The organism is Amycolatopsis sp. NPDC054798 (assembly GCF_053611505.1).
The window spans coordinates 56,224-76,322 of the sequence record NZ_JBSHAM010000004.1 but is presented as its reverse complement, the minus strand read 5'-3'; the positions used below and the strand labels follow the sequence as shown (position 1 = coordinate 76,322).

17 protein-coding genes and 1 pseudogene are annotated in these 20,099 nt (G+C 70.8%); 10 read left to right on the top strand and 8 right to left on the bottom strand.

Translation table 11 applies throughout. The annotated features are described in order from the left end of the window. Positions 1-15: 15 nt before the first annotated feature. The 4 genes from ACWGIC_RS04200 to metF all read right to left on the bottom strand — a co-directional run bounded on the left by ACWGIC_RS04200 (position 16) and on the right by metF (position 4,285). Positions 16-912 (bottom strand): DMT family transporter, encoded by an 897-nt coding sequence (locus tag ACWGIC_RS04200; protein WP_452074440.1) that lies wholly within the window; start codon positions 910-912, stop codon positions 16-18. Positions 913-1,133: 221 nt separating this feature from the next. Then, positions 1,134-1,625, bottom strand: a complete 492-nt coding sequence (locus ACWGIC_RS04195; RefSeq protein WP_452074439.1) for a GNAT family N-acetyltransferase — start codon at positions 1,623-1,625, stop codon at positions 1,134-1,136. Positions 1,626-1,678: 53 nt separating this feature from the next. Next, positions 1,679-3,358, bottom strand: a complete 1,680-nt coding sequence (locus ACWGIC_RS04190) for a DUF885 domain-containing protein (protein ID WP_452074438.1) — start codon at positions 3,356-3,358, stop codon at positions 1,679-1,681. Between the two features lie 42 nt (positions 3,359-3,400). Beyond that, entirely contained in the window at positions 3,401-4,285 is an 885-nt protein-coding gene (gene metF, locus ACWGIC_RS04185; RefSeq protein WP_354747968.1) for a methylenetetrahydrofolate reductase [NAD(P)H], read from the bottom strand. Between the two features lie 104 nt (positions 4,286-4,389). On the opposite strand from metF, the gene merB reads away from it, so the two are divergent. From merB to ACWGIC_RS04165, 4 genes are all read left to right on the top strand, one after another. Continuing rightward, positions 4,390-5,034, top strand: a complete 645-nt coding sequence (gene merB / locus ACWGIC_RS04180; RefSeq protein ID WP_452074437.1) for an organomercurial lyase — start codon at positions 4,390-4,392, stop codon at positions 5,032-5,034. Positions 5,035-5,105: 71 nt separating this feature from the next. Continuing rightward, the gene (locus tag ACWGIC_RS04175; RefSeq protein ID WP_452074436.1) at positions 5,106-6,197 is read left to right on the top strand and encodes a polyprenyl synthetase family protein; all 1,092 of its coding nucleotides are present in this window, start codon (positions 5,106-5,108) and stop codon (positions 6,195-6,197) included. Further along, a complete protein-coding gene (crtI, locus tag ACWGIC_RS04170) occupies positions 6,197-7,672 on the top strand; it encodes a phytoene desaturase family protein (RefSeq protein WP_452074435.1) in 1,476 nt (491 codons plus the stop codon). Before ACWGIC_RS04175 ends, crtI begins: the two co-directional genes overlap by 1 nt. Beyond that, positions 7,669-8,595 carry a phytoene/squalene synthase family protein gene (locus tag ACWGIC_RS04165; RefSeq protein ID WP_452074434.1) on the top strand — a complete coding sequence of 309 codons (927 nt, stop codon included), beginning with the start codon at positions 7,669-7,671 and terminating at the stop codon, positions 8,593-8,595. The genes crtI and ACWGIC_RS04165 overlap by 4 nt, the downstream gene beginning before the upstream one ends. 26 nt (positions 8,596-8,621) lie before the next feature. Here the strand turns inward: ACWGIC_RS04165 and ACWGIC_RS04160 are convergent, their stop codons facing one another. Beyond that, positions 8,622-9,170, bottom strand: coding sequence for a CGNR zinc finger domain-containing protein (locus tag ACWGIC_RS04160; protein WP_452074433.1), 549 nt, complete (start codon positions 9,168-9,170; stop codon positions 8,622-8,624). Between the two features lie 22 nt (positions 9,171-9,192). On the opposite strand from ACWGIC_RS04160, the pseudogene ACWGIC_RS04155 reads away from it, so the two are divergent. Continuing rightward, positions 9,193-9,939 (top strand): annotated as a pseudogene (locus tag ACWGIC_RS04155) (MFS transporter); the annotation flags it as partial. A gap of 376 nt (positions 9,940-10,315) precedes the next feature. Here the strand turns inward: ACWGIC_RS04155 and ACWGIC_RS04150 are convergent. The 3 genes from ACWGIC_RS04150 to ACWGIC_RS04140 form a co-directional block, all read right to left on the bottom strand. After that, positions 10,316-11,437 (bottom strand): S53 family peptidase, encoded by a 1,122-nt coding sequence (locus ACWGIC_RS04150; RefSeq protein WP_452074432.1) that lies wholly within the window; start codon positions 11,435-11,437, stop codon positions 10,316-10,318. Continuing rightward, positions 11,434-13,476 (bottom strand): hypothetical protein, encoded by a 2,043-nt coding sequence (locus ACWGIC_RS04145; protein ID WP_452074431.1) that lies wholly within the window; start codon positions 13,474-13,476, stop codon positions 11,434-11,436. Before ACWGIC_RS04145 ends, ACWGIC_RS04150 begins: the two co-directional genes overlap by 4 nt. A gap of 297 nt (positions 13,477-13,773) precedes the next feature. After that, entirely contained in the window at positions 13,774-14,142 is a 369-nt protein-coding gene (locus ACWGIC_RS04140; protein ID WP_452074430.1) for an Rv2175c family DNA-binding protein, read from the bottom strand. Positions 14,143-14,234: 92 nt separating this feature from the next. On the opposite strand from ACWGIC_RS04140, the gene pknB reads away from it, so the two are divergent. From pknB to ACWGIC_RS04115, 5 genes are all read left to right on the top strand, one after another. Continuing rightward, complete coding sequence (gene pknB, locus ACWGIC_RS04135; protein WP_452074429.1) at positions 14,235-16,232, top strand: Stk1 family PASTA domain-containing Ser/Thr kinase; 1,998 nt, start codon at positions 14,235-14,237, stop codon at positions 16,230-16,232. Beyond that, on the top strand, positions 16,229-16,438 hold the full coding sequence (locus ACWGIC_RS04130; protein ID WP_452074428.1) for a hypothetical protein: 210 nt from the start codon (positions 16,229-16,231) through the stop codon (positions 16,436-16,438). Before pknB ends, ACWGIC_RS04130 begins: the two co-directional genes overlap by 4 nt. Before the next feature lie 66 nt (positions 16,439-16,504). After that, positions 16,505-17,980: an SPFH domain-containing protein gene (locus ACWGIC_RS04125; protein WP_452074427.1), complete on the top strand. Its 1,476-nt coding sequence runs from the start codon at positions 16,505-16,507 to the stop codon at positions 17,978-17,980. Next, complete coding sequence (locus ACWGIC_RS04120; RefSeq protein ID WP_452074426.1) at positions 17,980-18,681, top strand: hypothetical protein; 702 nt, start codon at positions 17,980-17,982, stop codon at positions 18,679-18,681. Before ACWGIC_RS04125 ends, ACWGIC_RS04120 begins: the two co-directional genes overlap by 1 nt. A 118-nt stretch (positions 18,682-18,799) precedes the next feature. After that, the gene (locus ACWGIC_RS04115; protein ID WP_452074425.1) at positions 18,800-20,080 is read left to right on the top strand and encodes a wax ester/triacylglycerol synthase domain-containing protein; all 1,281 of its coding nucleotides are present in this window, start codon (positions 18,800-18,802) and stop codon (positions 20,078-20,080) included. Positions 20,081-20,099 lie beyond the last annotated feature (19 nt).

Sequence of the window (20,099 nt, the reverse complement as noted above, 5' to 3'; positions counted from 1 at the left end):
CGGCGCGGGGCGTCGTCACCGAGGCTCCGGCCGCCAGTAGCCGACCGCGAGCGCCGCGACGAGCAGCACTGCGCCAGCCCACGCGAACGCGCTCAGCTGTTCGTGCAGGAAAGCGACTGAAAGAACGGTTCCGGTAAGCGGCTCCAGCAACGCAGACAGCGCGCCCAGCACCGGGTGGGCACCGCCGAGGCCGCGGAAGTACGCGGCGTACGCGACGGCTGTCGGGACAACGCCGAAGTACACGGCCAGCAATAGCACGTCGGCGCTTGCGGGCAGGCCCATGCCGAGCCACAGTGCGGCTGGCGTCAGCAGCAAACCGCCGATCAGGCAGCCGAATGCTGTGGTAGCCAACGGTTCGAGGCCGTCGGCTGACTTCGCCGTGACGAGCGTCAGGACGGCGAATCCGGTCGCCGCGAGCAGGGCGAAGCCGAGGCCGCCGGCCAGGCGAGCGGGCGACGTGGCGGTCTCTGGCGACCAGCGCAACAGCACCAGTCCCGCGACGGAGCCGCCGACGGACACCAGCGTCCACAAGCGGGGCGCGCGGCGGTTCCGCACCGCGGAAAACGCAGTGAGCACAACGGGTGCGGCACCGATGGTGGTCATCGTCGCGACGCTGACTGAGCTGAGCGCGACGGCGGCGAAGTAGCTGGCTTGGAAGAGGGCGAAGAGAGCGCCGACGAGGAGGAGACGGTGCCAGGTTTGCTTGGCAGGGAGGCGAAGTCCTCCGGTGAGGGCGACGTAGGCCGCGCTCGCGGTGCCGCCGATAAGCAGGCGGTAGGTGGCGACAGCCAAGGGGTGCAGGCCGGCTTGCTGGCCGAGAAGCGAACCGGAGAGGCCGCCGGTTCCCCAGAGCACGCCAGCGGCGACGAGGGCGGCCGTCGAGCGGGCGCGCGAAGGTACGTAAACAGACATTCGGAAGAAGGCTCCTGCGTCGAAGGAATCGGAGATCGACGACGCGGGGCAGCGTGCTTCGGCCGGTTCAGGACGTCATCCGGTTGCCGCGGGCCCAGTTCGGGCGCACGCGGCGAAAACTGCCCCGCTCAGGAGGCTGGTGGTGGGATGACGACGAGGAGCCACTGCACGGGCGGGAGCTTAACCAGCCGGCGAAGGGACGGCCAACGGGTTTGTTGCGTTCATCGCGTGCGGCGCCAGCGGATCTCGCCGTCGTGGCGCTCGTCGGTGGCGGTGAGCCCGGCCGCGGCGGCGACCGCGGCGGAAGCCCGGTTTTCCGGGTGGATGTGGGCGATGATCGTGTCCACCGGCTGTCCGACGAGCCAGCCGACCAGTCCCCGGGCGGCCTCGGTGGCGATGCCGCGGCCCTGCCACGGAGTTCCCACCACCCAGGCGATTTCGGCTGCCGCGTCGCGAACCGTCGCCTGGACAGTGCCCGCCAAGCCGGAATCGCGAAGCCGGATCACCCAGTTCAGCCAGGAAACTGCCGGATCAGGCGAGCCCGCGGTCATTCGCCGGTACCGCGCGCGGAGAGCCGCCACAGAGTCCGGAGCACCGCCGATGTAGGTGTGCAGCGCCGGATCGGACAGCACGACGGCCATCTCCTCCGCGTGCGAGACGGACAGCGGCAGCAGGTCCAGCCGAGCCGTTGTGATGGTCTGAGCGGTAACCATAAGGAAGCGAGACTCCCGGGCCAGCGAAATACCGCCGGCCCGGGGAAGCAGTCTCAGTCCAGCTGCGCCAGCTGTTCGCGCAGCGTGTCCAGTCCCATGCCGCCCATCTGCAGGGCCTTGGTGTGGAACTGCTTGATGTCGAACGCCGACCCCTGCCGCGCCCGTGCGTCGTCGCGGGCCGCCAGCCACAGGCGTTCGCCCAGTTTGTACGACGGGGCCTGGCCGGGCCAGCCGAGGTAGCGGTCGATCTCGTCGCGGATGTGCGCCTGGTCGGTGATCGTGCGGGTCAGCATGAACTCCAGGCCGAGGTCCGGCGTCCAGCGCGAGCCCTCGTGGAATCCGGTGCCCGCCGGGATTTCCAGCTCCAGGTGCATGCCGAGGTCGACCACGACGCGGGCGGCGCGGAACAGCTGCTCGGACAGCATGCCGAGCAGGTTGCCGTCGTCGGAGAGGTAGCCCAGTTCCTCCATGAGGCGTTCCGCGTACAGCGCCCAGCCTTCGCCGTGCGCCGAGATGAACGTCATCAGCCGCTGGTACTTCGTGAGCGTGTCGGCCTGGTTGACCGCCGTCGCGATCTGAAGGTGATGGCCGGGGACGCCCTCGTGGTAGACCGTCGAAACCTCGCGCCAGGTCGTGAACTCGTTGCGGTCCGCGGGAAGCGACCACCACATCCGGCCGGGACGGCTGAAGTCCTCGCTCGGTCCGGTGTAGTACGCGCCGACGCCGCCGCCGGGCGGGGCGATCTTGCACTCCAGCGCCATCAGCCGGTCCGGGATGTCGAAGTGCTTGCCGCGCAACGACTTCAGCGCGTCGTCGGACAGCTGCTGCATCCACGCCTCGAACTGCGGACGGCCTTGCACGCGGTAGCGCGGGTCGGCGTCGAGCACCGCGGCGGCTTCCGCGGGCGTCGACCCGGGCTTGATGCGGTTGGCGACCGCCCGCATTTCCGTTTCCAGGCGGGAGAATTCGTGCCAGCCCCACTCGTAGGCCTCGCGCAGGTCCAGCTCCGCGCCGATGAAGTAGCGCGACCACAGCCGGTACACGTCCTCGCCGACGGCGTCCTTGACCGGGGCTTTCGGGGCCAGTTCGGCGCGCAGGAATCCGGCGAACTCCGCGAACGCCTCGTCCGCGGCTCGGGCGCCCGCGGCCAAGTCGGACTTCAACGACTCGACACCCGCGTCGGCGACCATGCTGGCGAAGAACCCGGGGCCGTCCTTGAGCCCGGCCCACGTGTCGCACTGCTCGGCGACCTTCGAAACCTGCCGCAGCGCCGAAACCTGGCCCTTGCCGGCCGAGGCCAGCAGCGACGCGCGGAGCCCGGCCAGTGCCTCGGGCACCTTCGGCAGCCGGGCCGCGACGTTCGCCCAGTCGTCCGGGGTGTCGGTCGGCATCAGGTCGAAGACCATGCGCAGGCCCTGCACCGGGCTCTCGATCACGTTGAGCGAAGCCGCGTCGAGACCCGCGTCGTGGATCTCCAGCTCGAGGCCGATCCGCTCGGCGAACACGGCCTTCGCGACCCGCTCCCCCGCGTCCGCCGGTTCCGCGGCGGTCACCGCGGCCAGCGCGCGCCGCGCCAGGTCCGCACGGGCGTCGTGGCCCGCGGGCGAATAGTCGGTCAGCTGGTCGTCGTAGCCCGCGACGCCGAGCATGGTGGCCGCGACCGGGTCCACGGCCACGTAATCGTCGACGTACCGGTCGCAGATCTCCGGAACGCTCTGTTCGGTGGAAGCCATGTCCGGCACGCTACCGGCCGGACCTGGCCGGAGCCCACAGAGTTACGCGCGGGCGGGCACCAGTCCGAGCCGGGTGACGACCTCGCGGGTCGCCTTGGACCGGTTGAAGGTGTAGAAGTGCAGGTCGGGCACGCCTTCGGCGATCAGTTTCTCGCACAGTTCGGTGACCCAGTCGATCCCGGCCGCGCGGAAGGACTTGGGGTCGTCCGACAGCGGTTCGAGCCGGTCGAGCAGCCGCTGCGACGCCGGGGCCCCGGACAGTTTGATCGTGGTGTGCAGCGTCCGCAGGGTGGTCAGCGGCATGATGCCGGGCAGCACGAGCGCGTCGCAGCCGGCGGCGGCGACCCGGTCGCGCAGCCGCAGGAAGTCCTCGGCCTCGAAGAACAGCTGCGCGATCGCGAAATCGGCTCCCGCGCGGAACTTGCGGACCAGGTGCTTCGTGTCCGATTCCAGGTCCGCCGAACGCGGGTGGCCGTACGGGAACGCCGAGACGCCGACGCAGAAGTCGCCGAGCGAGCGGACCAGTTCGACCAGTTCCTCGGCGTAGGTCAGGCCCTCAGGGTGCGGCACCCAGTCGCCGTAGACGTCGCCGGGCGGGTCGCCGCGCAGCGCGAGGATGTTGCGCACGCCGACCGCCGCGTACCAGCCGATCACGTTCCGCAGCTCGGACACCGAGTGGTCGACCGCCGTCAGGTGGGCCATCGGGCAGAGCGTCGTTTCGGTGGCGACCCGGGCGATGCTGCGGATGGTGCCGTCGCGGCTCGAACCGCCCGCGCCGTAGGTGATCGACATGTACGCCGGGTCCAGCGGCTCCAGTTCGCGGATCGCCTTCCACAGGACGGCCTCGTCGGCCTCGTCGCGGGGCGGGAAGAACTCGACGGAGAACGCGGGCCCGTCCCCCCGCAGCCTTTCGATCACCGACGTCATGGAGGGAAATGGTAGTGGCTCGCCTCGACGCGCGGCAGAGCCGCGAGGTGGACTTGGCCACCCCGCGTACCCTCAGTGAGCGAACCCTCCGGGGAGGCGAGCCCATGAGCAGCGAAGACGACCTGGCCTGGGACGAAGACGTGCGCGTGGCTGTTTACCGCGCGTTCGCCGCCCGCGGTCGCCCACCCACCGCGCCCGAACTGGCCGACGCCGCGCACGGGTCGCTCGCGGTGGCGAAACAGGCGCTGCACCGGATGGCCGACCCGAGATGGCTGTGGCTCGACGAATGCGAGCACGTGGCGCTGGCCGCGCCGTTCGCGGCGGTTCCGCTCGGGTTCGCGGTGATGGGCGAGCACACCCTGTGGTGGGGCGGCTGCGCCTGGGATTCGTTCGCGATCCCGCACCTCGTTCCCGGCGAGCCCGAGGTGCTGGTCGCGACGCGCTGCCCCGGCTGCGGCGAGCCGTCCGCGCTGGTGGTGCGGCGGGACCGGCCGCCGGACGGCGCGCAGGTCGCGTACTTCCCGTCCTCCCCCGGCCAGCTGGCGGGCAACCGCGGAAAACAGCGGTTGTACTGCAGTGAGTCCTGTGTGGACAGTCCGGGCGAGCTGCTGGGCCTCGACGCGCTGTGGCATCTCGCGAAGGACTGGTACGCGGGCTGCCTCGAGCCCGGTTACCGGCCGCGCGGACCGGCCGAGGCGGCGGAATACTTCGCGGCGAGCGCGCGGCCTGACGCGTTCCGGAGCGGCTGAACGCGTCTGGTGCGCCACATCCGGGGGCGCCCGGCGTGACCCGCCCCGCCCGCGTCCCGGAGGATGAGGGCATGGACGCGCCCGGATTCGACGCCGATCTCCCCGTGCACGTGGAGCGTGCGCTGGCCGATTTCCTCGGCCGGGCGGGGAGCGAGATCCTGCGCACCGAGCCGAGCGTCGCGGCCGGGATCGAGGCGCTGTCCGAGTTCGTGCTGGGCGGCGGCAAGCGCATCCGGCCGACGTTCGCCTGGTGGGGCTGGCGCGGCGCGGGCGGCGCGGCGTCCGGTCCGCTCGCCGAGGGCGCGCTGCAGGCGGTGGCGAGCCTGGAGCTGATCCAGGCGTGCGCGCTGATCCACGACGACCTCATCGACTCTTCCGATTCGCGCCGCGGCAAGCCGACCGTGCACGTGGCCGCCGAGAAACTGCACGCCGACCGCGGCTGGCTCGGTTCGCCTTCGGTGTTCGGGCTGGCCAGCGCGGTGCTGGTGGGCGATCTGGCGCTGGCCTGGGCCGACGACATGTTCGCCGAGGCCCCGCTGCCCGCGGCCACGATCGCGGCGGCCCGGCCGGCGTGGCGCGCGATGCGCACCGAGGTGCTCGCCGGGCAGTACCTGGACGTCCGCACGCAAGCGGTGGGCGACGCTTCGCCCGAGGCCGCGCTGCGGATCGACCGGCTCAAGACCGCCGCGTACACCGTCCAACGGCCGCTGCACCTCGGCGCCGCGCTCGCCGGGGCGGACGAGCAGCTGATCGCGACCCTGCTGGAATTCGGCGGCGACGTCGGCGTGGCGTTCCAGCTGCGCGACGACCTGCTCGGCGTGTTCGGCGACCCGTCGGTGACCGGCAAACCCGCCGGGGACGACCTGCGCGAGGGCAAGCGCACCCTGCTCGTGGCGCTGGGCCTGCAGCTGGCCGCTGAGCAGGGCGACCACGCCGCCGCCAAGGTGATCGCCGACGCGATCGGGGCCGCCGATCTGACCAGCGGCACCGTGGACCAGGTGCGCGAGGCGCTGACCTCGGTCGGCGCGGTCGCCGCGGTGGAACGCCGGATCGACGAGCTGACCGCCTCCGCGAACGCCGCGCTGGAGCGCGCGCACCTGGCCGAGCCCGCCCCGTCGGCGCTCGCCGGGCTGATCCGGCTGGCTACCCAGCGGAAGTTCTGATGCGCACGGTCAACGGGCACGCCGACCACGTGGTGGTCGTCGGCGCGGGCCTGGCCGGGCTGTCGGCGACGCTGCACCTGCTCGGTGCCGGACGGCGGGTGACGCTGCTGGAGCAGCAGAAGATCCCTGGCGGACGGGCCGGTCAGCAGGATTTCGGCGCGAACGCGGTCGACACCGGGGCCAGCGTGCTGACCATGCCGGAGCTGGTGGACGAGGCACTGCACGCGGTCGGCGAATCGCTGGCTGAAACCGTGCCGCTGACCAGGCTCGATCCGGCGTACCGGGCTCGTTTCGCCGATGGCAGCACGCTGGCGGTGCACACCGACGGCGACGCGATGGAAGCCGAGATCCGGTCGTTCGCCGGTCCGGCCGAGGCGGACGGTTACCGGCGGCTGCGGCGGTGGCTCACTGGCCTGTACGCGGCGCAGAAAGACCACTTCATCGGCGCGAACTTCGATTCGCCGCTGGATCTTGTCCGGCCGGAACTGGTGAAGCTCGCCGCGTTGGGCGGCTTCGGCCGCTTAGGGCCGCGCGTCTCCAGCTTCTTGCGCGACGAGCGTGTACGGCGGCTCTTCTCGTTTCAGGCGCTGTACGCGGGTCTCGACCCCACGCGTGCGCTTGGTGCGTACGGCGTCATCGCGTACATGGACACTGTCGGCGGCGTCTACTACCCGCGCGGCGGCATGGGCGCTATCGCTCGTGCGATGTCCGACGCTGCGACGCGCGCGGGTGCGGAGCTGCGGTTCGGTACGGAAGCTGCGTGGCTTGAACGAGTGTCGTCTCGCGTACGCGCCGTACGCACGCGCTCGGGCGAGCGTATTGAGTGTGACGCCGTGGTGCTCGCGACAGAGCTTTCGGCGGCGTACCGGCTGATCGGTGCGCGGCCTCGGCGTGTGCTGCCGTTGAAGTACTCGCCGTCCGCCTTCGTGCTGCACGGGCACGCGGACCGTTCGTGGCCGGAGCTGGACCACCACACGATCTTCTTCGGCCAGGCGTGGGAACGCACGTTCGCCGAGATCGTCCGCGAGGGCAAGCTGATGAGCGACCCGTCGCTGCTGGTCACCCGCCCGACCGCGACCGAACCGGCGCTCGCCGGCGACGGCGGCGAGATCGTCTCCGTGCTCGCTCCGGCCCCGAACCTGAACACCGGGCCGATCGACTGGGCGCGCGTCGGCCCGGCTTATCGCGAAGAACTGGTGCGGACGCTGGAATCGCGCGGCCTCACCGGGTTCCGCGAGGAGTACATTGTGGACGAACAGCTGACTCCGGCGGACTGGGCGGCGCGCGGATTGGCCGCCGGAACGCCGTTCTCGCTCGCGCACACCTTCTCGCAGACCGGCCCGTTCCGTCCGGCCAACCTGGTGCGAGCGGCGGAAAACGTGGTGCTCGCCGGGTGCGGGACGACGCCCGGCGTCGGCATCCCGCCGGTGCTGATTTCCGGACGGCTCGCCGCGGAAAGGATCACCGGCCGGTGAGCGAGCTCGACGCGGCCGGTGTCGCCGAGCCCGCGCTGCGCGCTGCGTACCTGCGGTGCCGTCGTATCAACGCCCGCCACGGCCGCACGTTTTTCCTTGCCACGCGGCTGCTTCCGGCTCGGGCGAGGCCAGCGGCGCACGCGCTGTACGGCTTCGCGCGAATGGCCGACGACCTGGTCGACAACCCCGAGCCCGGCACCGATCCGGCGGTCGCGCTGGACAAGGTCGCCGGGCTCGTCGACGAGGTCTACGACGGGAGCGTCCCGGCCGATCCGGTGCTGGCGGCGCTCGCGGATACGGTGCGCCGCTACGACATCGGCCGCGATCTCGTGGACGCGTTCCTGCATTCCATGCGGATGGATCTGACGGTTACGGAGTACGCGACGTACGCCGAACTCGGCGAGTACATCTACGGTTCGGCGTGCGTGATCGGGCTGCAGATGCTGCCGGTGCTCGGGACTGTCGTGCCCGTCGAAGAGGCTTCGCCGAGCGCGGCGGCGTTGGGGGAAGCGTTCCAGCTGACCAATTTCTTGCGCGACGTCGGCGAGGATCTCGACCGTGGGCGGTTGTATCTGCCGACGGAGGAACTGGCGGCGTTCGGGGTGAACCGCGAGATGCTGGTCGAAGCGCGTCGGCAGGGCCGATCGGACCCGCGGATCCGGGCCGCGCTCGCGGTGGCGGTTTCGCGCACGCGCGCGGTGTATCGGCGCGCGGAAGCGGGGATTTCCTTGCTGCGACCGGAATCCCGGCCGTGTATGCGGACGGCGATCACGTTGTACGAGGGCATTCTGGACGAGATCGAGACGATGGACTACGCCGTGCTGAACCGGCGTGCGGTCGTCGGCAAGGGGCGGAGGCTCGCGGTTGCGTTGCCTGCGCTGGTGCGGTGCACACTTACTTCCGGGCCGGGACGCTCTCGATAACGCGGCTGGTTCAGCGCTGACGATGCTCAGGTTGACCGGGCGCGGTGGGCGGCGACACGTTCCCTTGTGGCGCAACGAGAAGAGCAGTATCGGCGCGGACTGCCCCCGCCGAGATGCGCGAACGGTTTCCCGCACGACGGCGACGCGCACAGACCGCCCGGAGCGCTCTGCCGGTCGGCGAGCAGGGTGGCCAAAGCCAGCGCGGAGGACGTGATCAGCCAGGCACCCCACGGACCGTCGTCCGCCGAGTCGACGTGCAGGTGCCAGCCGAAGTCGTCGTCGTGCGCGGTCAGGCGCGGCGGGCCGGCATAGGCGGCGAACAGCGCGTTCAACACTTCAGCGGCCGAAGCGGCGTCGGGCGCGGCGAAGACCTCTCGCAATTCCAGCGCGGCGGCGCGCAGCTCGGCCACCTCTCGCCCGGAAAGCCGGACCTGTGGTTCTCCGTGCTCGACCAACACCGCGGCTACCGAATCCGGCGAGGGATCCGCTTCCAGCAACACATCGAGCAGCGCTACCGCGCGACGGACGGCGGCACGGGCGGAGCGGCCCGCGAAATCCGGCTGCGTTCCAGGCATACGCCACCGTAACATCTCGACAGTGATAAGCCGTTACAGATTCGCGGCCTACCTCGCCGGGGCGACCGCCGCGCGCACCGGTGACGAGCTGTCCGGTCCGGCAGTGCTGCTGCTCGGCGTGGGCGTCTCGGGCGCGGTCGCGGGGTCGACGCTGCTGGCCGGGCTCACGGTCGCGGCGGCGGTCGGCGGGCCGGCGCTGGGCGCGGTCCTGGACCGGTCGCGCAGGCCTGGCCGGATCCTCGCGGCGGGACTGATCGGGTACGCGGTGGGGTTGACCGCGATCACTGCGCTCTTCGGGGCGGTGCCGTTCGCGCTGGTTCTCGGGATTGCCGTGGTGACCGGCTTGCTGGCACCGGCGATCGGGGGCGGGTGGACGGCGCAAGTCCCCGCGTTGGTGCCCGCGCAGAAGCTAGGCAGGGCGAGCACGCTCGACGCGATGACGTTCACCGCGGCGGCGCTTGTCGGGCCTGGGCTCGCGGGAGTGCTTGCCACGACTGCGGGAGCACCGGTCGCGATGATTGTCGCCGCGGTGCTGGCGCTGATCGCAGCGCCGTTCGCGTGGCAGCTGCCGGGGAAGGGGAAACGGTCGCGATTCTCTGCGGCCGCAACGGTTCTTATCCGGAATCCCGCGTTGCGCCAGTCCACCGCGACCTCGACATTGTCGTGCGTCGGGATCGGGATGGCGTTTGTGTGCTACCCGCTGATCGGCGAGCAACGGCTCGGCAGCGCGGGGTACGGGACGTTGCTGCTCGTCGGGTTGTCCGTCGCGTCGTTGCTGGCGAACACTGTCCTCTCGCGACGGTCGTATTCGCCGGATCGCGCCGTGCAATTGAGCACTGTCGCCATCGGAATCGGGTTCGCCGGAGCGGCGGTCGCGCCGAACGCGGTCCTGCTGGTGATCGCGGTGGCGCTCACCGGGATTGGCGAAGGGCCGCAGCTGGCGTCGTTGTTCGCGGTCCGGCATCGGGAAGCTCCGCCGGAAATGCGGGCGCAGGTGTTCACCACCGCAGCGAGCATCAAGATCGCTGGAATAGCGCTAGGGAACGCGGTGGCCGGGCCGGTGGCCGCCTGGTCCCCCGCCGCTGGATTGGCCGCGGCGGCGGGGACGCAGGTGGTCGCGGCGCTCGTACATCCGTTGTGGACGGTCAGAAAGCAGCCAGTCCGTCAGGAGTTCCGTTGCCGGTCGGGCCGTCGTAACCCGGGACGCCGGTGCACAGGTAATCTCCGCATTCCTCGAACTGGACGTTGTTACCGCCGACGACATCGTTGAGTTGCCCGCCGTACAGTCGCGAAGCGTCCGGATACTGATCGTGATGCCCGGCCAAGGCGATGACTCCGGCGATGAACGGAGCTGACGCGCTGGTGCCGCCGACTACCGTCCAGCCGGACAGGACCGTCGTTTCGTAGACAGCGGGTCCGGTGGCGGGATCAGCGACGGCGGAGACGTCGGCGACAGTCCGGCCGGGACAGTTCGGATCCTTCTGCCACGCCGGTTTCGCCACCCAGGCCGAACATCCGCTCGTCGCGCCCTGCCACACCGATTCCGTCCAGCCCCGTGCGTTGTCCGCTTTGGACAGTGACGTGCCGCCGACCGCGATTACGCTCGAATACACCGCGGGCGCGTTGGGTACAGCGAACCCCTCGTCACCGCTCGACGCGACGATCGCCACGCCGGGATGCTGGTAGTGCGCGGCGAAATCAGGAGACCAATGGCTTTCCCGCGCGCCGTAGCTGTTCGACACGATCGTCGCACCGAGTTTCACTGCCGTGTCCACTGACGCGCCGAGCGCTTCGAAGGACGCGTCGTCGCCCTCCACCAGCAGAATTTTGCACTGCGCGCAGGAGGCGGAAGCCATGTCCAAGTCCAGCGCGATCTCTACCGGCCAGTCGCCGTGGCGCGGTGGGAGCGGAGCGGATTCGCCGCGCTGGTTGACTTTGCGGAAACAGCCGTTCGCTGTGGTGCACGGCGGGAGGCCGTAGTTTTGTCGATATACCGCAAGATCCGCTTCGGCGGTCGGAGCGTCGCCAGCGTCGACGATGGCGATCGTCTCGCTCGCGCCGCCGGTGTCCGGCAGACGGTAAGCGGAGCGCAGGTCAGCCGGGCTGTAGCCGTTGGCGCGCAAGGCAGCACGACTGTCCACTTTGGCGTAGCAACGGGCGAATCCCGGTGCGGCGGGTCCGCAGATGTCCCGCGGTGCGGCGGACGCCACCGATGGGACGAGCGCGGCAAGGACAATCAGCACAGTCAGGAAACCGATGCGCCTCATCGCTCGCCCTCCTTCCCGACGGTGTAGGCGTTGCTGATCGTCTGCGTGATCGCGTTGCCCGCCGAATCCCGGGCAGTCACCTTCAGCGACGGCGAAGTCCCGGGCAGCGGATTACGCCAGATCGCCACGTAGTCGCCGGACAGCCCGAAAACCTGAGCCGGCTGCCAGGTGGCTCCGTTGTCGGCGGACACCGAAACCGTCGCCGAGGTGATCGGCGCGTGCGATCCGGCGCCGCTGTAGGCCGCGTGGCCGACGTGCAGCTCAAGCACCTGAACCGGCGAGGACGACGTCGTGGTGAGATCGGAATCCAGCCGGTAGTCGACGGTCAGCGCACCGAGGATCCGGCAGGGCTGCGTGGGATCGCTGGCCTGGCACTGATGCGGCGACGGCAGCGCGGGATCGTGCGCCGCCGGGTCGTACTTCAGCGTCAGCTCAGTGCGCAGCTTTCCGGCCTGGCTGACGCCGGGTATCGCAGTCCGGTCGACGTCCAGCACACCGCGGAAAGTCGCCGGCGTCTTCGGAGCCTCAACCGCCGCGCCGTAGGCGCCGTCCTGGTCGAACACCTGCTGATCGTTGCGGTACAAGGAGAAATGCAGCTTCGGCGCGTAGAAAAGCGGGACCGCGGTGTGGTCCGGCACGCTGTCCCGCAATTCCGGGATGGCGACCGAAACCGTGCCGCCGGAGTAGCAGGCCTCGCACGCCCGTGCCCGCTGCCACTGCCCGAGACCGGCGGTCAACGGGCCCCGGGACCAGTCGACGGTCGTGGTGCTGCCCGGCCGGTAAGTGCGCGGGTCGGCGGTCATGAGCTGATACGACGAGCCTTTTTGCTCGTACTGCACCCATTCCGTGGTGTGCGTGGTGCCGAGGTAGACCGTCAGGACGCCCGGGGCCGGGATGAAGAAGCCGTTCGCGCCGAGGCCGTGCCGCGCGATCACCGGGTCCACCGGACCGCTGTCGATCGCGACCGGCATCCGGTCCGAGGGATCGGCGTGCATCCGGTCCCGGACCGTCGCGAATTCGTTGTCCTTGGCGGCGAACGACTGGTTCTCGGCGATGCCCTCGCTGGCGAACGAAAGATCGACGCGGTACCGGTCCTCGGGCCTGGGCGCTTTGCCGCCCCATTGCACGACGTAGTGCAGCACGCCCTGAGCCGGTTTCGGCACCGGCCGCACGTACTGCCTGGTCGTGCTGCCCGCGATGCCGATCGCGAAGCCGCGGCCGGTCGAGTCCTCGCGGAAGTAGTTGGTGGTGATCGAGTCCTGCGTGGTCGACTTCGGCGCGGCCACCTTGACCTCGGCGGTCGCGTACTTCTCTTCGACGGTCAAGGTCTGCACGCCCGGCGCGTCCCCGACGACGAACCCCTCGACCCACGAAGTCCGCGTGGCGGTCACGCTGCCGGTGCTGTCGACGTCGGAGAAGGTCGCGGACGCGGCGTAATGCCCCTCGGGAACCGCGATCCGGGTGACGCCCTCGACCTCGACGTGCCGCACCAGCTTGGCCGCCGAGTCGGTGTTGATCAGGGACAGGATGCCGCTGACCGGCCGGTCCTGCAGATCGGCGAGGCGGAGTTCGAGGATCTTCATCGGATAGCGCGGCTGCTGTTCGCGGGGCGCACCGGCCAGCCGGATCGTCGCGGGCAGCGCGCTGCTGCCGGCCGGACGTCCGGCGGCCGCGTCGGCGGCGAGGCGCCGGTGCAGGTCAGCGGTGAAATCGGCGGCCGACGCGAGGTACCCGGTCGCGGTGTTCCCGGCGGAGGAGGTGAGCGTGATGCCGGGCAGGGACGACGGAGCGGAGCCAGCCGGGAAAGTCAGCTCCAAAGGCGTTTTCCCGGACTGCGTCCGGGCCAGCAGCGTGACGTCGAACAGCGATTTGTCCAGCTTCCCGAGAAACGGAACGGCATCGCCCGGAATGACATAACGGTCGCCGCCGTCGGCTTGATACGACTGGAATGCGGTGCGCGGCGGCGACGAAAAGGCGTAATTCGTACCGCCGTTCGGCCCCGGGAAAACCGTCAGCCGGTCCCCCGTCGGGAGCGTCACTTCCCGCGCTTGCGGTGTCGCCGCGAAAGGCGCGCTCGCGGCGACCGCGGGTGGTGCCAGCACAACGGAACCGCCCAGTACCAGCAGAACCGGCGCGACAGCCCAGCGTCCGACAGCACAGCGTCTTCCGGAAACCCGTCCTCCCATGCCCGATGCTCCTCTCCAGCATGCGGCCGAGCAGGATTTTCAGGACGGTTTCCGACGATGGACTGGACCAATTGACCGCGTCAACGAAAAACGCGGTTTCTGTCCGGAACGGCAATTGTTGTCAGCCCGTCCGGAGCAGTGCGGGAACGGCTAGAACGCCATCGCTTGCGCGCGCCGCTTGACCTCGGTGCCGTGGCTGGTGCGCAGCGCGTTGACCGGGGTGCTGCCCGGGAGCGTGTCGTCGGCGGTGAAGAGCCAGCGCAGCATCTCGGTGCGGCTGAACCCGGAGTCGGCGAGCACGGTGATGGTGCCGGCCAGCCCCTTGACGACGCCGTCCTTCACGAAGAAATCGCCGGGCACGCAGAGTTCGCCCTTGCGCCGGACAGCGATCAGCTCGCCGTCCCGCAGCATCTGGCGCACCTTGTTGGCCGACACCCCCAAAGCGGCCGCGACCTCCGGCAACGGCTTGACCGCGACCGCGGCGTCGAGGATGTCGTCGGCGACAGGAATCCCACTCACACGTGACACTCTGCCACATTGCCCCGTCCGGCCCACTGCTACGCACGGGTGACCCGCCCCGGCACGCGCGCCCTTCCGTACGATTGCCCACCGTGACGCGCACCCAGCCCAGCCTCGTCGGCACCCTGCTCGAACGCCGGTACCGCGTTGACCAGCTGCTGGCCAGGGGCGGGATGTCGGCCGTCTACCGGGGCCTCGACACCCGCCTCGACCGGGCGGTGGCGATCAAGATCATGGATCCGCGGTTCGCCGACGACCGGTCGTTCGTCGACCGGTTCGTGCGCGAAGCGCGTTCGGCCGCCCAGCTGCACCACCCGAACGTGGTGGCCGTGCACGACCAGGGCTTCGACGCCCCGGCTGGCGGGGACACCGGCCTCGCCTTCCTGGTGATGGAGCTGGTCAACGGCGGCACGCTGCGCGACCTGCTGGACGAGCAGGGCCAGCTGGACGTCTCGCTCGCGCTGAGCGTGGCGGAGCCGGTGCTGGCCGCGCTGGCCGCCGCGCACGCCGCCGGGCTGGTGCACCGCGACGTCAAACCCGAGAACGTGCTGATCGGCCGCAGCGGGCAGCTGGCCGGCGGCGTGGTCAAGGTCGGCGACTTCGGCCTGGTCCGCGCGGTGGCCAGCGCGGGCACCACCAGCTCGAGCGTCATCCTGGGCACCGTCGGCTACCTGGCCCCCGAACAGGTCGCCACCGGGGACACCACGGCCCGCAGCGACGTCTACGCGGCGGGCATCCTGCTGTACGAGATGCTCACCGGCCGCCTCCCCTACACCGGCGACACCGCGATCTCGGTCGCCTACCGGCACGTGAACGACGACGTGCCGCGCCCGGGCGAACTGCGGCCGGACCTGCCGCCGGTGCTCGACGACCTGATCCTGCGCGCCACCCGCCGCGACCCGGAGCAGCGCCCGGCCGACGCCGGGGAGTTCCTGGCGCAGCTGCAGGCCGCGCGCGCGGAGCTGGGGCTGCAGCCGGTCGCGGTGCCGGTGCCCCCGCCGCCGGACGGCGACCGGGTGTCCGACGTCGAACGCACGCTCCCGAACATCCCGGCGGTTCAGCAGACCATGCCGGTCTCCGGGCCTCGCGGCACGCGCGCGCTGACCCGCGCCGCGCCCGCCGCCCCTCCCCCGGCCGGTCCGCCGCCCGCCGCGGCCGTGCCCCCGCCCGCCCCGGACGAACCGCGGAAACCGCGCGACAAGCGCAAGCTGATCGCGCTGGCGGTCGCCGGGGTGCTGGTGCTCGGCGGGCTGATCGGCGCGTTCGCGTTCATCCTCAGCGACTCCAAGCCGACGACCACCACCGTGCCGAAGCTCGCCGGGCTGAGCCAGGCCGAGGCGGGCGACCAGTTGCGCGCGGCGAAGCTGAACCCGCGCTACAGCCAGGAGTTCGACAACACCGTCGACGCCAACAAGGTGATCAAGGTCGACCCGGCCCCTGGCACCACGCTCGCCCAGGACGCCACCGTGTCCGTGGTGGTCTCGAAGGGCAAGCCGAAGGTGCCGGACATCCGCGTCGGCACCGCGCTCGACACGGCCACGAAGGCGATCCAGGAGCAGAAGCTCACCGTCGTCCAGGGCACGCCGGAGTACAGCGACACCGCGCCGCAGGGCACCGTCGTGAGCGTGAGCCCGGCCGCGGGCACCCCGGTGGACGTGGGCGGCCAGGTCACGCTGGTGCTGTCCAAGGGCCCGGAGCCGCTTCCGCCGGTCCCGGACGTCTCCGGGCGCTCCAAGGACGAGGCGTTCCAGATCCTCAAGCAGTCCGGGTTCGAACCGCAGGACGGCGGCGAGGAGTTCTCGCAGAGCGTGCCGGCGGGCGCGGTCACCCGCACCGACCCGGCGGCGGGCTCGCCGGGCAGCAAGAAGGTCAAGGTCTACGTCTCCAACGCGGTGCAGGTCCCGGACGTCCGGTACCGCCCGTTCGACCAGGCCGCGGACGCCCTCAAACAGGCCGGGCTCGAGGTCGACCGCAAGGGCGGCGACGGGCACGGGCACGGCGGCTTCGACTTCGTCCTGCAGCAGGACCCGGCCCCGGGGACGTTCGTGCCCAAGGGGACGAAGGTCAAGATCCGCGGGTTCGGCGGATGATCGGCAGCCGCGGCCGGGTGACCGGCACCGTCGGGCCGGGGCTGATCGGCGAGGTGCTGCTCAGCGTCCGCGGCGGCACCGAGGCCTTCTACGCCTATCCGGCCGAGCCGGAGGCCAGTTTCGCCGTGGGCACACCCGTTCTGGTGGTCGATTTCGAGCCGCCGCGCACGGTCTACGTGGAAAGGTGGCAACCGTTGCGAGCTTGACCGCGTCGCAGTGCTGACGACGCGGCGAGCGCCGTCCAGCTGACTACGGAAAGTGCGGCGAGGGCTATGCAAATCTGGGTCATCGCGGTGATCGCGGTCGTGGCCGTGATCCTGCTGTTCGGGCTCCTGCGGATCCTCTACAAGGTCGCGGAGCCGAACGAAGCGCTCATCATCTCCGGCTGGGGCGTCCGCGTCGAACGCACCGAAACCGCCGACAGCCTCGGGTTCAAGATCGTCACCGGCCGGGGCGTGAACGTGCTGCCCGGCTTCCAGACCGCGCGCAGGCTGTCGCTGGACACCCGGGGCGTGAACCTGCAGGTCTCCTGCGTGACGAAACAGGGCCTCCCGGTCACCGTGCGCGCGGTCGTGATCTACAAGGTCGGCGACGACTTCGCCTCGATCGCCAACGCCGCCCGCCGGTTCCTCGACCAGCAGAAGGGCATGAACGACACCATCCACGAGCTGTTCTCCGGGCATCTGCGCTCGATCGTGGGCGGGCTGACCATCGAGGAGATGATCCACAACCGCGACGCGCTGACCGGCGAGGTCCGCCAGTCGTCGGCGACCGAGATGATCAAGCTCGGGCTGATCGTGGACTCGCTGCAGATCCAGGAGATCGACGACGAGTCCGGCTACATCGTCAACCTCGGCAAACCGCACGCGGCCGCGATCGCCGCCGCCGCGCGGATCGCCGAGGCGCAGCGCGACCAGGAGGCCACCGAGGCCGAGCAGGTCGCCGCCGCGCGCAAGGCGGGCGCGATCCGGGAAAGCCAGATCCAGCAGGCCGGGTACCAGGCCGAGGTGGACCAGGCCAAGGCGAAGGCGAGCCAGTCCGGCCCGCTGGCCGAGGCGACCGCGCGCCAGGAGGTCGTGGTCCAGGAGACCAGGGCCGCCGAACTGGAGGCGGCGCTGTCCGAGCAGCGGCTGCAGTCGCAGGTCCGCAAGCCGGCTGACGCGAAGGCGTACGAAACGCGCACCACCGCCGACGCGGAACGCGACGCGCAGATCGCCCGCGCGCAGGCCCAAGCGAAGGAAACCGAACTGCGGGCGGGCGCGGACGCCACCCGGGTGAAAACGGCGGCGGACGCCGAGGCGCAAGCCACGAAGGCCCGGGCGGAAGCCAGCGCGAGTGCGACGAAGGCCACGGGTGAAGCCGAAGCGGCGGCGGCCAGGGCAAAGGGCCTCGCGGACGCCGAATCGGCGAAAGCCAAGGGTCTGGCCGAAGCCGAAGCGGCGAAAGCGAAGGGGCTCGCCGAGGCCGAGTCGATCAAGGCGCGCGCGGCCGCACTGGCGGAGAACCAGGAGGCTGTGGTAGCACAACAGCTGGCTGAGCGGTGGCCGGAGATCGTCGAAGCCGGTGCTCAGGCCTTCAGCAATGTCGACCACATGGTGGTCCTGAACGGCGCGGACGGGATGTCGGACATGTTCACCAAGGCGCTCTCCCTCGGCGGCACGGGCCTCGGCCTCGCCCGCCAGCTGATGGACGCCATGGGCGCCAAGAAGCCCGAATCCGACGGCGGTCTCGCCCCTCGCGAGGACTGATGAGCTTCTTCACGGACGGCCCTCGCGAACGCCCCCTGTTCCCGGTCCGGGAACGGGAGCTGTTCGGCTACGAGGGCCGTCCGTGGACCGGCCCGCCCGCCGACCACATCGTGCCCGCGCTGCTGCCGTGGGCGACGCCGCTGGGCCGGTCCGAGCGCACCATCGTGGCGTTGCGCGCGGTCGAGGTGTGGCCGGAGGCGATGACGCTGCGGATCGCGGTGTACTCGCGCGACCGCATGGACGGCGCGCCGCTGATCGGCCACCGGCGCATCCCGGACTACAACTCGCTGCTGGTCGGCGTGCTGTTCCCGGACGGCGGCCGGGCCAGCTCCGAAACCGTTTCGGTGCCCAGCGCGGGCGAACCGCACGAGCCGGTGCTGCGCGTCGAGGACGGCAGCGGGTCGGAATTCCACTACGAGCACCCGGTTTTCGTGTGGCCGCTGCCCAGCGCCGGTCCGCTGAAGGTGATCGTGCAGTGGCTCGACCGCGAGATCCCGGAAACGCACACCAAACTCGACGGCGGACGGCTGCGCGCCGCGGCGCTCGACGCCGGGGAGCTGTGGCCGGGACTGCCGAAGCGGCCGGGCAACGGTGTCGCGATGCGCCAGATCGCCGCCGAGGTGACCGAAACCGCCGGGATGGACGAAGCCGCCGCGCCCGGTCTGCCGCGGCGGCAGCCGCGCCGTGCCCCAGGCGAGTGAAAAAAGCCGGAAATTAGCGCCAGCGAAACATAACGGCCGTCCGCCGGTCACACGCGAGTAGTGTCGTGACATTCGCCCTCAGCCTTCGCACTCGACGACGGACGTTGGAAGGTGGACCATGACGCCTGTCCCGCTCAGCTCGCTCGATGTCGCTTTTCTTTGCCTCGCAAGGGAAACCGCGCCGATGCACTTCGGCGCGGCCCTGCTTTTCGCGCCGGAGGAGCCGGTCGATCCGGACCGGCTGACCGCACTGCTCGCGCGGCGGGCGGCGAATATTCCGCCGCTGCGCCGGAAAATCCGCGCCGGACTGTTCCCGCCGGGCTCCGCCGCCTGGGTGGACGACCCCGATTTCCGTGCAGTAAAACACATTCGGCACCACCGGCTGACCACGCTGTACGACCCGGACCCGCTGCCGGAGTTCGCGGCGAGGTGGATCGCCGAACCGCTTGACCCGCACCGTCCGTTGTGGGAACTCACTGTGGTGACAGGTTTTCCGGACGGAGCCTTCGCGGTATTGCTAAAACTGCACCACGCGCTCACCGACGGCGCGGGCGCGTACGCCGTCACGGTCGGACTGCTCGACGGATCGCCGGTCCCGGAGCCCGAGCCGGCGATCCCGCGGCCTCGTTCGCCGATGAGCGCGGTGCGGGACACGTGGGAGGCAGCGGGAATCGCGTCGTCGGTGGTCCGGGCGGCCCGTCCGCCGTGCCTGCCGCTGGCCGCACCCGCCACCGCCGAACGGCGCCTCGGTTTCGCCCGGCTGGCCGCGGCCGATCTTCGCCGGATCCGGCGGACGCACGGCGGGACCACGAACGACGTGGTGCTCGCGGTGCTGTCCGGCGCGTTGCGCGAATGGCTCGTCAATCGCGGCATTCGCGCGGAAGGACGCTCGGTGCGCGCGCTGATTCCCGTGAGCGTGCGCGGGCGGGCTGCTGAGCAGCTGGGCGGGAACAAGCTTTCCGGCTATTTGTGCGATCTGCCGGTCGGAATGGACGATCCGGTGCGGCGGCTGGCCGAGGTGCGCGCCTCGATGGAGCGCAACAAAGCCGCCGGCCCTTCGCGCGGAGCCGGGGCCATTCCGCTGCTGGCCGAACGGATGCCCGCGGCGCTGCACTGGCTGGGAACGCGGACCGCCGGGCTGGCCGCGCCGCTGCTGTTCGACCTGGTGGTGACGACCGTTCCAGTGCCGTCCGCCCGGCACGCGCTCGCCGGTGCGCCGCTGGCGCAGGTGTACCCGTTCGTGCCGCTGGCCCCGCACCAGGCGGTGGGCATCGCGGTGGTGCCTTGCCTCGACAGTGTCCACATCGGACTGCAGGCGAACGCGGACGCGGTCGCCGACCTCGGGTCGCTGCGCGACGCGGTGGCCAAAGCGGCGGCGGAACTGCTGGACGCCTCGTGAGCGACGGTGCCGGACCGGC

Coding starts and splice junctions, on each gene's coding strand:
- ACWGIC_RS04200 (WP_452074440.1), bottom strand. CDS start 912: ATGTCTGTTTACGTACCTTCGCGCGCCCGCTCGACGGCCGCCCTCGTC.
- ACWGIC_RS04195 (WP_452074439.1), bottom strand. CDS start 1,625: ATGGTTACCGCTCAGACCATCACAACGGCTCGGCTGGACCTGCTGCCG.
- ACWGIC_RS04190 (WP_452074438.1), bottom strand. CDS start 3,358: ATGGCTTCCACCGAACAGAGCGTTCCGGAGATCTGCGACCGGTACGTC.
- metF (WP_354747968.1), bottom strand. CDS start 4,285: ATGACGTCGGTGATCGAAAGGCTGCGGGGGGACGGGCCCGCGTTCTCC.
- merB (WP_452074437.1), top strand. CDS start 4,390: ATGAGCAGCGAAGACGACCTGGCCTGGGACGAAGACGTGCGCGTGGCT.
- ACWGIC_RS04175 (WP_452074436.1), top strand. CDS start 5,106: ATGGACGCGCCCGGATTCGACGCCGATCTCCCCGTGCACGTGGAGCGT.
- crtI (WP_452074435.1), top strand. CDS start 6,197: ATGCGCACGGTCAACGGGCACGCCGACCACGTGGTGGTCGTCGGCGCG.
- ACWGIC_RS04160 (WP_452074433.1), bottom strand. CDS start 9,170: ATGCCTGGAACGCAGCCGGATTTCGCGGGCCGCTCCGCCCGTGCCGCC.
- ACWGIC_RS04150 (WP_452074432.1), bottom strand. CDS start 11,437: ATGAGGCGCATCGGTTTCCTGACTGTGCTGATTGTCCTTGCCGCGCTC.
- ACWGIC_RS04130 (WP_452074428.1), top strand. CDS start 16,229: ATGATCGGCAGCCGCGGCCGGGTGACCGGCACCGTCGGGCCGGGGCTG.
- ACWGIC_RS04125 (WP_452074427.1), top strand. CDS start 16,505: ATGCAAATCTGGGTCATCGCGGTGATCGCGGTCGTGGCCGTGATCCTG.
- ACWGIC_RS04120 (WP_452074426.1), top strand. CDS start 17,980: ATGAGCTTCTTCACGGACGGCCCTCGCGAACGCCCCCTGTTCCCGGTC.
- ACWGIC_RS04115 (WP_452074425.1), top strand. CDS start 18,800: ATGACGCCTGTCCCGCTCAGCTCGCTCGATGTCGCTTTTCTTTGCCTC.